Origin of the sequence: Streptomyces sp. 147326 (assembly GCF_045000215.1) — a bacterium.
Classification (GTDB): domain Bacteria; phylum Actinomycetota; class Actinomycetes; order Streptomycetales; family Streptomycetaceae; genus Streptomyces.
Genome location: NZ_CP134201.1, coordinates 7,802,284 through 7,814,409 on the forward strand (window position 1 = coordinate 7,802,284; position 12,126 = coordinate 7,814,409).

At 70.9% G+C, this 12,126-nt stretch carries 13 protein-coding genes; 8 read left to right on the plus strand and 5 right to left on the minus strand.

Features of this window, described 5'->3' with window-relative positions; translation table 11 throughout:
• Positions 1-16 precede the first annotated feature (16 nt).
• Genes RIU97_RS35760 through RIU97_RS35775 form a run of 4 tightly spaced genes read left to right on the plus strand, consistent with a single transcriptional unit; the run spans position 17 to position 2,321 of the window.
• Entirely contained in the window at positions 17-226 is a 210-nt protein-coding gene (locus RIU97_RS35760) for an MbtH family protein (RefSeq protein WP_404961636.1), read from the plus strand.
• Positions 227-231: 5 nt separating this feature from the next.
• A complete protein-coding gene (locus RIU97_RS35765; protein ID WP_404961637.1) occupies positions 232-1,512 on the plus strand; it encodes a cation:proton antiporter in 1,281 nt (426 codons plus the stop codon).
• 40 nt (positions 1,513-1,552) lie between these two features.
• Positions 1,553-2,038 carry a hypothetical protein gene (locus RIU97_RS35770; protein ID WP_404961638.1) on the plus strand — a complete coding sequence of 162 codons (486 nt, stop codon included), beginning with the start codon at positions 1,553-1,555 and terminating at the stop codon, positions 2,036-2,038.
• 40 nt (positions 2,039-2,078) lie between these two features.
• Positions 2,079-2,321 carry a hypothetical protein gene (locus tag RIU97_RS35775; RefSeq protein ID WP_404961639.1) on the plus strand — a complete coding sequence of 81 codons (243 nt, stop codon included), beginning with the start codon at positions 2,079-2,081 and terminating at the stop codon, positions 2,319-2,321.
• 139 nt (positions 2,322-2,460) lie between these two features.
• On the opposite strand, the gene RIU97_RS35780 is transcribed toward RIU97_RS35775, so the two are convergent.
• Positions 2,461-3,606 carry an acyl-CoA dehydrogenase family protein gene (locus tag RIU97_RS35780; RefSeq protein ID WP_404961640.1) on the minus strand — a complete coding sequence of 382 codons (1,146 nt, stop codon included), beginning with the start codon at positions 3,604-3,606 and terminating at the stop codon, positions 2,461-2,463.
• Between RIU97_RS35780 and RIU97_RS35785 the strand changes: the two genes are divergently transcribed.
• The 3 genes from RIU97_RS35785 to RIU97_RS35795 all read left to right on the plus strand — a co-directional run bounded on the left by RIU97_RS35785 (position 3,510) and on the right by RIU97_RS35795 (position 6,047).
• Positions 3,510-4,208, plus strand: a complete 699-nt coding sequence (locus RIU97_RS35785) for a winged helix-turn-helix domain-containing protein (RefSeq protein WP_404961641.1) — start codon at positions 3,510-3,512, stop codon at positions 4,206-4,208. The genes RIU97_RS35780 and RIU97_RS35785 overlap by 97 nt on opposite strands.
• The gene (locus RIU97_RS35790; RefSeq protein ID WP_404961642.1) at positions 4,201-5,310 is read left to right on the plus strand and encodes a sensor histidine kinase; all 1,110 of its coding nucleotides are present in this window, start codon (positions 4,201-4,203) and stop codon (positions 5,308-5,310) included. Before RIU97_RS35785 ends, RIU97_RS35790 begins: the two co-directional genes overlap by 8 nt.
• A 164-nt stretch (positions 5,311-5,474) precedes the next feature.
• Positions 5,475-6,047 carry a dihydrofolate reductase family protein gene (locus RIU97_RS35795; RefSeq protein WP_404961643.1) on the plus strand — a complete coding sequence of 191 codons (573 nt, stop codon included), beginning with the start codon at positions 5,475-5,477 and terminating at the stop codon, positions 6,045-6,047.
• 135 nt (positions 6,048-6,182) lie between these two features.
• Here the strand turns inward: RIU97_RS35795 and RIU97_RS35800 are convergent, their stop codons facing one another.
• From RIU97_RS35800 to RIU97_RS35810, 3 genes are all read right to left on the minus strand, one after another.
• Entirely contained in the window at positions 6,183-7,247 is a 1,065-nt protein-coding gene (locus RIU97_RS35800; protein ID WP_404961644.1) for an NAD-dependent epimerase/dehydratase family protein, read from the minus strand.
• Positions 7,248-7,344: 97 nt separating this feature from the next.
• Complete coding sequence (locus RIU97_RS35805; RefSeq protein ID WP_404961645.1) at positions 7,345-7,587, minus strand: hypothetical protein; 243 nt, start codon at positions 7,585-7,587, stop codon at positions 7,345-7,347.
• Positions 7,588-7,842: 255 nt separating this feature from the next.
• On the minus strand, positions 7,843-8,694 hold the full coding sequence (locus RIU97_RS35810; RefSeq protein WP_404961646.1) for a class I SAM-dependent methyltransferase: 852 nt from the start codon (positions 8,692-8,694) through the stop codon (positions 7,843-7,845).
• Positions 8,695-8,765: 71 nt separating this feature from the next.
• On the opposite strand from RIU97_RS35810, the gene RIU97_RS35815 reads away from it, so the two are divergent.
• A complete protein-coding gene (locus RIU97_RS35815; RefSeq protein ID WP_404963059.1) occupies positions 8,766-9,395 on the plus strand; it encodes a helix-turn-helix transcriptional regulator in 630 nt (209 codons plus the stop codon).
• Positions 9,396-9,905: 510 nt separating this feature from the next.
• Here the strand turns inward: RIU97_RS35815 and RIU97_RS35820 are convergent.
• Complete coding sequence (locus RIU97_RS35820; protein ID WP_404961647.1) at positions 9,906-11,924, minus strand: glycoside hydrolase; 2,019 nt, start codon at positions 11,922-11,924, stop codon at positions 9,906-9,908.
• Positions 11,925-12,126 lie beyond the last annotated feature (202 nt).

Sequence of the window (12,126 nt, forward strand, 5' to 3'; positions counted from 1 at the left end):
AGAAAGAGAAGACGTCATGAGCAACCCGTTCGACGACACCGACGGCACCTACGTGGTCCTGGTCAACGACGAAGGCCAGCACTCCCTGTGGCCGCACTTCGCCGAGATCCCCGACGGATGGCACGTGGCCAAGGCCGCGGACACGCGCCAGGCCTGCCTCGACTACATCGAGCAGAACTGGACCGACATGCGGCCCAAGAGCCTCATCGCCGCGATGGGGGGCTGACCGGCATGTCGTCCGAGCTGCTCACGAAGTTCCTCCTGTGCGCGGTGACGATGATCGTCGTGTGCAGGCTGCTCACCGCCGTCATGGTCCGGCTGAACCAGCCGCCCGTGATCGCGGAGATGATCACGGGCATCGCGCTCGGTCCGTCCCTGTTCGGCATGCTGCTGCCGGACGCGCAGAAGTGGATGTTCCCGGGCGAGACGCGCCCCGTCATGTACGCCCTGGGCCAACTGGGCATCGCCTTCTACATGTTCCTCGTAGGACTGGAGTTCAGCAGCTCGCTGACCAAGGGCAGCGGACTGCTCCGACGTTGCCTTTCCGTCTCCTTGGCGGGCATCTCCGTACCCTTCCTCCTCGGCGTCGGCGTCACCGTCTGGCTCTTCGGCAACCGCCCGGAGATGGTCCCCGAGGGCGGCAGCACCTCGGGCGCCCTCTACATCGGCATCGTCGTGTCGATCACGGCGCTGCCCGTGCTGGCTCGCATCATCGAGGAGCGCGGGCTGCTCGGCTCCCGGACGGCTACGATCGCCCTCGGCGCCGGTGCGATCGACGACGTCATCGCCTGGCTGGGCATCGCCCTGATGCTCACCTTCGCGGCCGCCGGCGACGTGGATCCCGTCGTCACCGCCCTCGGCTTCGCGGCCTTGATCGCGGTCCTGTTCGGCGTGGTGCGCCCCGGCCTGCGGTGGTACATGGCCCGGACCGGCGACGAGCAGGGCAGCACCACCGGTTTCCTCACGCTCGTCAGCGCCCTGCTGTTCGCGGCGTGCGCGGCGACCGAGTTCCTCGGACTCCACGTGGTGATCGGGGCCTTCGCCCTCGGACTGGCCTTCCCCAAGAGCGAGGCGCTGTCACGGTGGACGGACACCGTGCGCCCCGTCGCCGTGGGGTTGCTCCTGCCCTTCTACTTCGTCTACACCGGTCTGCGGACCGACGTCCAGCTGCTCGGCTCCGTCGCCGTGGTGACCGGAGTGCTGATCTTCCTGGCCGTGTCGGTGGTGGGCAAGCTCGGCGCCTGCACGGCCGCCCAGCTGTGGCACGACCGGGACTGGGTGCAGGCCGCCCAGGTCGGGGTGCTGATGAACACGCGCGGCCTGGTCCAACTCGTCGCCCTGAACATCGGCTTGGAGGCCGGCCTGATCACCAAGACCGTGTTCGCACAGCTGGTCGTCGTGGCCGTCATCACCACGGTCATGACGAGTCCGGGCCTGAGCCTGCTCGAGAAGTGGCAGCGCAAGCGGCGGGTCAAGACGTCGCCGCCCCAACAGCTCGCCGACGTTTCCTGACCAACCCTCACGTTTGATTCCCTTTGTGAAGGACATGAAGATGACAACCGAAGTATCTCCCCGTGACGCGCTGGAGAAGAACGGATTCGTGGGCCCGTTCCCGCGATTCGCCTCGGAGGACACCGTCGGGGAGCTCCGCGAGTTCTTCCAGGACGTGCTCGACAACCAGCCCGTCCACCCGCTGTACAACCGGTACTCGGTCCGTGACTGGCACCTGGTGAACGAGAAGGTGCGCGAACTGCTGACCGCACCCGAGCTGATCAAGTCGCTGGAGCAGGCGACCGGCGCGGACTCGCTGGTCCTGTGGCGCAGCAAGCCCTTCGAGAAGTTCCCCGGCGACGGGGCGATCGACTGGCACCAGGAGTACGGGTACTTCGACGGCGAGGAAGTCGGCGGCCACCGGCCGGCGCTTCCCGATGAACCCCTCCAGCCAGTGGAGCTGGACGCTCTGGCTCCCTCTGACGGACGTCTCCGACGACGACGGCGTGATGGAGCACCGAGCGCTGCGCCGGCCTGCTGGCCGTAGTCACGGAGCCCTCGAGCTGGCACCCGGGGCCACTGAGACCATGCCCATGAACGCGGGCGAGTACATCATCTTCACCGAACGGTGCATGCACCGCTCCCGCGCCTCCAAGCCGGACGCCCGGCTCCGCCTGGCTGTGAACGCGCGCTACACGCTCGGCGACACCTGGGTCTACCCGCAGCGCACCACCGGCGACACGTTCGACGGTTCGAACCTCGACATCAAGCAGCACAAGTGCATTCCGGTGCTGGGCGACGGCTTCAACCCGGCCAACTCGTACCTCTGACGGAACCCGGTCCCTGCCACGGCCCGTCCCGCTCCCGGTAACCACCGGGCCGGGGCGGGCCGCAGCCGTGCCCCGGTGCCGGGGCTCGAACACGACGAAGGCGTGCCCGAGGCATCGGACACGCCTTGTCCAGCAGTGATCAGTACGACTTCGGCAGGCCGAGGGTGTGGTGTGCCACGAAGTTGAGGATCATCTCGCGGCTGACCGGCGCGATCCTGGTCACCCTGGAGAGGGGCAGCAGAGCGGCGAGGCCGTACTCGGCGGTGAGCCCGTTGCCGCCCAGTGTCTGGACGGCCTGGTCAACGGCTCTGACCGCGGCCTCGGCGGCGGCGTACTTGGCCATGTTGGCCGCTTCTGCGGCGGCCACGTCGTGCCCGTGGTCGTACAGATGGGCGGCCTTGCGCATCATCAGACCCGCGAGTTCCAGTTCGATGTGGATCTGGGCGAGCGGATGGGCGATGGCCTGGTGGGCGCCGATGGGAACCGACCAGACCTGGCGGGTACGGGCGTACTCCACCGCCGTGTTCAGGGCGCGCCGGCCCATGCCGACCGAGAACGCGGCCATCATGACCCGCTCGGGGTTCAGGCCGGCGAACAACTGCGGCAGGCCCGCGACCTCGTTGCCGACCAGGGCTTCGGCAGGCAGCCGTACGCCGTCCAGGAAGAGCTGGAACTGGCGCTCAACGGCGGAGAGTTCCATCGGAACCTCCCGGTATTCGAACCCGGGCGTGTCACGTTCCACGATGAACAGACAGGGCTTCAGCCTGCCGTCGGCGCCTCCGCTCGCGCGGCCGACGACGAGTGTGGCATCGGCCGTGTCCACGCCGGAGACGAACACCTTGCGGCCGGTCAGAACCCAGTCCGTGCCGTCCTGGCGCGCGGTCGTCGTGAGCCGGTGGCTGTTGGACCCCGCGTCGGGTTCGGTGATCCCGAACGCCATCCGGACCGATCCGTAGGCCAGACCGGGCAGCCACCGCCGCTTCTGCTCGGCGGTACCGAACCGGCTGATGATGGTGCCGCAGATGGCCGGTGACACGGCGAGCATCAGCAGCGGGCAGTCGGCCGCGCTGAGTTCCTCCAGCACGATCGACAGTACGGTGATCCCCGCGCCACCGCCGCCGAACTGCTCGGGGAGATTGACGCCGAGGTAGCCGAGCTTTCCGGCCTCGGCCCACAACTCCTCGGCCCATGGCCCGTCGGCGGACCGGTCACGGCGGCCGGCGAAGTCGGCGACGGCTTCGCGCAGTGCCCGCTGTTCGGCGCTATCCAGGAACAGGCCGCCCACCGTTCCTCGACCTGATGCTGCCCGGCATGGACGGCCTGGAAGTCTGCCGTCGGCTGCGTGCGAGCGGAAACGGGAGGCCTGCTGTCCCCGTGGTCATGCTCACCGCGCGCGGTGACGAGGACGACCGGATCCTGGGCCTGGAGGTCGGTGCGGACGACTACGTGACCAAGCCGTTCAGTCCGCGCGAGCTGGTCCTGCGCGTGCGGTCGGTCCTGCGCAGGGCCTCCTCGGCGGCCCCGGTCGACGAACCGTTGCTCGTGGCGGCCGGCCTTGCGGTGGACCCCGCTGCCCGCCGTGCGACGCGGGACGGATCGGAACTGGCCCTCACCCTGAGGGAGTTCGACCTACTCGTGTACTTCCTGCGGCACCCGGGGCAGGTCTGCGACCGGGAGCGGCTGATGCGCGAGGTCTGGGGCTGGGACTTCGGGGACCTCTCCACCGTGACCGTGCACGTCCGCAGGTTGCAAAGCAAGATCGAGAAGGATCCGGCCGACCCGCGGCTGATCAAGACGGTATGGGGCGCCGGATACCGCTTCGAGGCGGGCCCCTGTCCGCCCGGTTCTGCGCCGGGCGTGGCCCGGGCGGAGGAGGGCCATGCGTGACCTGCTGCTGATCGCCCTGTACGCCTTCCTCGGCGCGGCGGCCGCCGGGCTGCTCGGTGCCGTCGCGCTGCGGATACTGCGTCGGCGCAGCGTCGCCGTGTCCCTCGGGGTCGTCGCGGCGGTCGCGGTGTCCGCGATGCTCGCCGGTACGCTCACGGTGGCGTGGGCCATGTTCCTGTCCTCCCACGACCTGGCCGTGGTGACCACGGTCGTCGCGATGGCCGCCGCCGTCTCCCTGGGAACGGCGTTGCTGCTGGGTCGCCAGGTCGTGCTGCGGTGCCGGGAACTCGTCTGTGCGGCACGCGACTTCGGGGAAGCCGGCTCCTTCACGGCTCCCGCCGTTCCGGCCCCCGCCGAACTCGCCGCGCTGAGCCGTGAACTGGCCCTCACCAGCGAGCGACTCCTGGCCTCGCGCGAACGCGAGCGGGCCCTGGAGACCTCACGGCGCGAGCTCGTCGCCTGGATCTCGCACGATCTGCGGACCCCGCTGGCCGGGCTGCGCGCGATGTCGGAAGCACTGGAGGACGGTGTCGTGGCCGATCCGGCCCGGTACCATCAGCAGATGCGCGCGGAGGTGGAGCGGCTCAACTCCATGGTCACCGACCTGTTCGAGCTGTCCCGGATCCATGCCGGGGCGCTCGCCCTCAGCCCCGCCCGCATGTCCCTGTACGACCTGGTCGGCGATGCGCTGGCGGGCGCTGACGCACTCGCCCGCGAACACGGGGTGCGCCTGGTCGGCGGGAGCGTCGCCCCGCTGCCGGTGGAGGTCGACGGCAAGGAGATGACCCGGGTGCTGTCCAACCTGCTGGTCAACGCCATCCGCCACACCCCGGCCGACGGCACCGTCGCGATCGCCGCCGAACGCCGCGCGGACGCGGTGGTGCTGTCCGTCACCGATGCGTGCGGCGGCATTCCCGAGGAGGACCTGCCCCGCGTCTTCGACACCGGCTGGCGCGGCTCCCAGGCGCGCACGCCTCCCTCGGGTGCGGGCCTCGGCCTGGCCATCGTCCGGGGCATCGTCGAGGCCCACTCCGGCCAAGCCGACGTCCACAACGTCCCCGGCGGCTGCCGTTTCGAACTGACCCTCCCGGCCCCCGCGTAGGCCGCGTCGCACGGACCACGGAATCGAATCGGCGACGACCGATGAGTTCCTCCGTGATCCACAGTCAGAGATCATGGCCGGTGTGCGGCAGCCGCGAGTGCGGGGGCCGTTCACGCGCCGAGCGAATCCGCCGAGAACCGGACACGAGACACCGAGGAACCAAGATGCGTACCCTGATCAGCACCGCCTTCATCTCCCTCGACGGCGTCGTGGAGGGGCCTGGCGGCGAGCCCGGCTACCGAAACTCCGGATGGACCTTCAAGGACGTCGATTTCCTCCCCGAGGCGTTCGACATCAAGGGCCGGGAGCAGAAGGAAGCCACCGCGATGCTGATGGGCCGGACCAGCTACGAGGCGTTCAGCCAGGTGTGGCCGGAGATGGCGGACTTCGCCGGCTACAAGGTGATGCCGAAGTACGTCGTCTCCACCACCCTCACGGAGGACGACCTGGTCTCGAACTGGGGCGAGACCACGATCCTGCGCACGCTCGACGAGGTCGCCGCTCTGAAGCAGACCGAGGGCGGCCCGATCATCGTCCACGGCAGCGCCGCCCTGAACCAGAGCCTCTCGGACGCCGGCTTGATCGACCGCTACCACCTGATCGTCTTCCCGCTCCTGCTCGGTGCGGGCAAGCGGCTCTTCAGCGCCACGGACAAGGACACCCAGAAGCTGAAGCTCGTCGAGCACGAGGCCTACGCCAACGGTCTGCAGAAGAACGTCTTCGACGTCGTCCGCTGACAAGGCCTTCGGGATCCGCCCGCTGCGGAACCGGCCGACGGCATCGCCGGCGGCTCCGGGCCGCCCCGCCTGGGCCGCACCGGATCGATCCGCGCCCACTGCACGTCAGGCGGACGGTGCACCGCCCACACGAGCTCAGCCGACAGCCCCAGCCGATGCGCGCTGCCCGGCCCGCGCGAACTCGGCCATCCCTTCGGCGAAGCCGACCACAGGGCGCCAGCCCAGCTCCTCGCGCAGCCGTGCGGAGTCGGCGGTGATGTGCCGTACGTCGCCGAGGCGGAACTCGCCCGTGACCACCGGGTCCGGTCCACCGTGCGCGGCGGACAGCTCGGCGGCCATCTCGCCGACCGTGTGCGGTTCGCCGCTGCCCGTGTTGTACGCCGTCAGGGCACCCGCGGGCCGGGTGCCGACGGCCTCCAGCGCCACCGCGTTCGCCGCGGCCACGTCGCTGACGTGGACGAAGTCGCGACGCTGTGCGCCGTCCTCGAAGACGCGCGGGGCTTCGCCCCGGGCGAGGGAGGAGCGGAAGAAGGACGCGACGCCGGCATACGGGGTGTCGCGCGGCATGCCCGGCCCGTACACGTTGTGGTAGCGCAGCGACACCGCACGACCCCCCACGCACCGGGCCCAGGACGCCGCCAGGTGCTCCTGCGCCAGTTTCGTCGTGGCGTACACGTTCCGCGGATCCGTCGGCGCGTCCTCGCCGACCAGACCCGGCACGAGCTCAGCCCCGCAGTCGGGGCAGCGGAGCTCGAACCGGCCCGCCGTCAGGTCGTCGGTCCGGCGCGGTCCGGGGCGCACCGTTCCGTGCTGCCCGCACGTGTACCGGCCCTCTCCGTAGACCACCATCGACCCGGCGAGGACGAGTTCCCGCACCCCGGCGGCAGCCATTTCCGCCAGCAGGACCGCCGTTCCGAGGTCGTTGCAGCCGACGTACTCGGGGGCGCCGGCGAAGTCCTTCCCGAGGCCGACCATCGCCGCCTGGTGGCACACCGCGTCCACTCCGCGCAGCGCGGCCCGGACCGCATCGGCGTCCCGTACGTCGGCGTGCACGAACTCGGGGTCGGGCAGGGGCGGTGTACCGGGGTGGGCGGCGGGCAGCAGGGCGTCGAGGACGACGGGCTCGTGCCCGCGGTCCCTCAGGGCGGTGACGATGTGGGAGCCGATGAACCCGGCCCCTCCGGTGACGAGTACGCGCATGCTCCGGACGCTACGCAGTGTGGAGCCCACGGGGGGTCTCCCCCGCGCGGACGTAAGACTTCCGTCATACGGGAGCGGCGGGGACGCCGACGGGGCGTCAAGGGTGACCGAGGTGGTCGTGGTCCTTCCGGATCCCGTCGCCCGGCATGCCGAGGCGGGCGGTGAGCGGCCGGCGCCACGGGGGAGTGGCGGCGGGTTCGCCCCCGTGGCCGGTGACCCGGACAGCCCGGCCTTCGCGGAGCTCGCCCATGGTGACGTTGCGGTAGAGGTGGTCGTCTCCGTAGTCGCAGGTCCATTCCACGACGACGATGTCGTCGTCGGGGCGCAGCCGTCGTCCCACCTCGAGCGTGAGCTCGGGGAAGGTGCCCTCGATCTCGCCGACGAGCCTGCTGCCGCGGACGACTTCACCCGTCGGGGGCCACTGCCGCTCTACCTCCCCCCGGGGCGAGCGGTCTCGATTCCGATGTCAGCTCGCCAACGGCGAGGGCCCTTCCTGTGCAGTCGACCGCAGCAGGATGCGGTGTCGTGCTCGCGGCCGGCGAGCGGCCCGGCGAACAGGCCCGTGGTCGCCCCTTGTTCCGGCCCGCCGGGTTCGTCACGGGCGGGTCGCCCGGATGATCCAGGCTGCCGAGGCGTAGAGAACGCCGTCGTCGGTCTCGTGGGCGGTGAGGGTGGTTCTCAGGTCGTCGACAGCACGATGCCGGCCTTCGTCATCGAGACCGTCGAGCATCCAGCCGTGCAGGCCGAGCACGAAGCGCTCCGCGTCGGCCGCGTCCTGGCCGAACCACATCGCCTCGCTGTGCGGCTCCAGCTGGACGTCCGTGAAGCCGGCGGCGCCGAGAACGGTCCGTACGCGCGCGGGGTCGGCCAGCGAGAACGGCCCGGGCGCGTCGGGCGGGGGCGTGGGCAACGATCGTCCGGCGGCCAGGGCCCGGGTGAAGGAGCGGAGCCACTCGTTGCCCGCCGGCGGTTGCCAGACCAGCTGCACGAGGCGTCCGCCTGGACGCAGCGCTCCGCCGATGTTGCGGAACGCGGCGACCGGGCCGGCGAAGAACATCGTCCCGGTTCGGCTGACGGCCACGTCGAACGATGTGGGGGAGAAGGCATGGACCTGGGCGTCCGCCTGCACGAAGTCGGCGTTGTGCAGCCCCTCGTCCGCCGCTCGCTGCCGGGCGACCCGCAGCATCGCGGCCGACAGGTCCGTGCCCAGTGCAAGGCCGCTGCTCGCCTGCCGCGCGACGTCGCGGGTGGTCTCGCCGGTGCCGCAGCCGATGTCCAGCACATGGTCGGCGGCGGCTACGTCGGCCGCGGCGAGGAGACCTGTGCGATAGGGGCGCAGCGCGCGGTCGAACCGGTCGGCGTGCTCCGCCCAGTACGCCCCTTCCTGTCCGTCCCAGGCGCGAGCCTGCTCGGCGTTGGACGGAGCGACCTGAAGAGTGCTGACCATCGCCACCACCACCTATACTTCCAAAATAGTCCCAAAGGGACTATTTACCGGATTACACCCCGAGGGTGGCGATGTCAATGGACCCGGCGCTCACCACCACCTCCTACGCGATCCTCGGCCTGCTCTCGGTCCGCCCCTGGAGCACCTACGAGCTCGCACAGCAGATGGACCGCAGTCTGGGCCGCATATGGCCCCGAGCCCAGAGCAAGCTCTACGAGGAGCCGAAGAAGCTGGTCCGCCACGGCCTGGCCGAGGCGACGAAGGAGGCGGTCGGGCGGCGGCCCCGGACCGTCTACACCATCACGGCCGAGGGCCGGTGCGCGCTGGCCGACTGGCTGCCCCGACCGAGCGCCGGGCTGGTGCTGGAGTCCGAACAGCTGCTGAAGGTGTTCTTCGCCGACTCCGGCACCAGCGCCGACACCCTGGCCACCCTCCACGCCGCCCGGGCCTGGGCCGAGGAGCGGAACCGGGGCAACGTGGCTGCCGCCCATGCCTATCTGGCCGGCCAGGGCCCGTTCCAGGAACGGGCCGCCCAGACGGTACTCGTCGGCCGCTTCCTCACCGACTACTACCGACTCGTCGCCACCTGGGCCGAGTGGGCCACGGCCGTCGTCCAGCAGTGGCCCGACGACCCCGCGGACGCCGCCCCCGACCCCTCGGAGATCGCCGAGACCCTGCGACGGGCGAGCTGGAGTACCTGAGCAAAGGGAGCGACGTCGCCCCGCCCACGGGCGACGACGCGCTGCGCGGCCTTCGTCCGCTCCCGGGGCGCGCGGAGCTCCGCGACCGCGGTCCTGATCGCCAGGGCGGCCGCTACAGGCCTTCCCTCCGTTGCCGCTGCCGGCACGGCGGTGGCGGCGCAGCCCGTCGCCGAGCCCCCGAAGGCAGGCGCCGCGAACGTCCGGCTGTGCCGCGGCCGGCGACGAGGTCGCGGAGCCGAGGGCGACGGCGCCGGCCGTCGCGGCGATCAGAGACCTGCGTTTCATGGGTGTGTGGTCCTTCCACTGGTGGGGGCGCGAGCGAACCGCCCTTGGGCGAGACGCCACATGTTTACGCAATCAATGCGGCCGACGCGTGAATGCCGGGCAACACTTCTCCCGACGTGGTGGCATCACGAGGTCGATACGCCGCATGCCCGCGGCCCCCCTTGCGCTGCCGGTGACGGACCGCCGCAGGGTCCGCCACCGGCAGCGCGTCTCACGCCGTCGGGACTACCCGCCCGCCGGGTCCGCGCGTAAGGTCCAGGACTGGTTGCGCCCCGTGTTGGGCCGGTAGGTGCCGACCGGGGCACCGTCGGCGGTGGAGGCGCCGGTGACGTCGAGGAGAGTGCCGGTCGCGCTGTTGACCAAGGTGTGGTGCCCGTCTCCGGAGGCGGACAGCATCCACTGCTGCTGTGCGGACGGTTCCGGGGGGAGCAGGGTGAGTTCGCCGTCGGCGACAGCGAGGGCCTGGCCGTTGCCCGCGTTCGTCACTCGGTACGAGGCCGTGCTGCTCCAGTCACCGGGCGCCGACCTGGTGAGGGTCCACTGCTGTGTGCTGTCGGGCCGGTTCGGGGGGTGCTGGACGAGTGCGCTGCCTTCTCCTGCCGAGGCGGCGGTGAGGGCAAGACCGCTGTGGTCGTTGACCAGGAGCCGGGGACCGGCCGCGGGGGCCGCCTTCTCGGGGTCGACGCCGGACGCGCCCGGTACGACGAGGGTCGTGACCGAGTGCGGGGCGAGGGTCACGGTAAGGCGTTTGCCGGTGGTGGAGACGTCGGCTTCCCGGTGGACGTTGCGGGTCGCGTCCGTGGTGTAGCGCTGCACCGGTGCGGGGGAGACGCTCCGGAAGCCGGTGAGGTCCAGGGTGATCGTCCGGGCCGAACCCGTGGGGTTGGTGTGCACCACGACCGCACCCTGCCCACCGGGACGCACCGCGGCCAGGGTGTGGTCGTCGTCCGTGCCGATGACGCGGGAGCCGGGCCGGATGAACCGGCTGTACTGGGCCATCGCCCAGTACTTCTTGTTCTTGCGCAGCGGCTCCGTCCCGGCGTGGGCCGGGGTGAAGTCGGTCTGGATCAGACCCCAGTTGGAGTTCTCGTGGGCCGGGGTCATGTTCTCGTAGTCCTCGACGGCCTGCCACAGCACCCAGGCCCGCGGTTCGAGCTGCGTGAGGTCGTCGGTGATGCGCTCGGAGAGGTCGAGGGCCGGGCCCATGTCGGTGAAGCTCTGCGGGGCCGTGCCGCCGAGGTCCACCTCCGACATCCACAGGGGCGTGTGCGCGCCTTTGGCGATGTCCCGTGCCCCGCTGCGCCCGTTCGTCCCGTAGGTGTGGGTGTTGAGCCGTCCGATGGCGGAGCGGACCGTGCTGCCGTAACCGTCCCAGTTGGCACGGAACATGTCCGGGTCCGTCTCGTCCATCGCCGCGATCGGCGTGCGCAGCCCGCTGCGGTCCAGCTCGGCGCGCAGTGCCGTGATCATGCGGGCCTGGGAACCGGGGGCCCAGTGGGAGCCTTCCTGGCGTCCGCCCGCACGCCAGTAGGCGGTGCCCGGTTCGTTGACGGGCGACACGGAGGCCAAGGTGACGCCCGTGCTGTTCTGCACGCGCTGCAGGGCCCCGGCCAGGTAGGCGGCGAAGCGCTCGTACTGGTCCGGGCGGAGGTTGTCGTGCGTGGGGTCGACCGCACCTGAGACGAGTCCGCTGTGGGTCATGAAGTACGGCGGGGAGTTCGAGAACGCCTCGAAGGTGTCGGCGCCCCGGGCTTTGGCCGCCTTGAGCCACCAGCGCTGGTTGCCGTCGGCGTACGGGTCCCAGTGATCGGGGTCGTCCGGGTCCCACCCGTCGGGCGTCTCGGGGCCGGGCCGGTTCCAGTGGCCGGGTACGGCTGCCCCGGGGCGCATGTAGGGCTCGGTCTCCGGGCTGTCACCGCCGCCGATGTTGTAGCGGGCGATGGTGAGGCCGAGTCCTTCGGCGCCGTAGAGGGCGTCGGCGAGCCGGTTGCGCTGGGCGTCGGGCCAGCCGTCCGTGACGTTGGCGAACCAGGCGAGTGCGGTGCCCCACCCCTCGAACGGTGCCTGCTGGTAACCGGGATCGAGGCGGACGGGGACCGCGGCCGGCGGGACGGGGCCGGCTGCGGCCGGAGGTGACGCCGCACCCCCGACGAGCAGTGCAGCGACGGCCGCGAGCGAGGTCGCGAGGGCGGTGCGCATGCGGCGCCGGGCGACGCCCGGGAGCCTTCTTCTGGTACCGAGCACAGTTGGTCTCCTGTCGGATGGCGATGCGGGCGCGCGAGCGGGATCCGCCGGGCGCAGCGGAATGTTTACGTAAACATACGAGGGTGGGGAGAGTGTCGAAGCGGTGGGTGGACATGTCGAGAGAACCGGCGAGTAGCGTGCGCGCCCGCCCTGTCGGTGCGCAGCGCTAACATCCGTACGGAGTGCACCACGCACTCGGTCG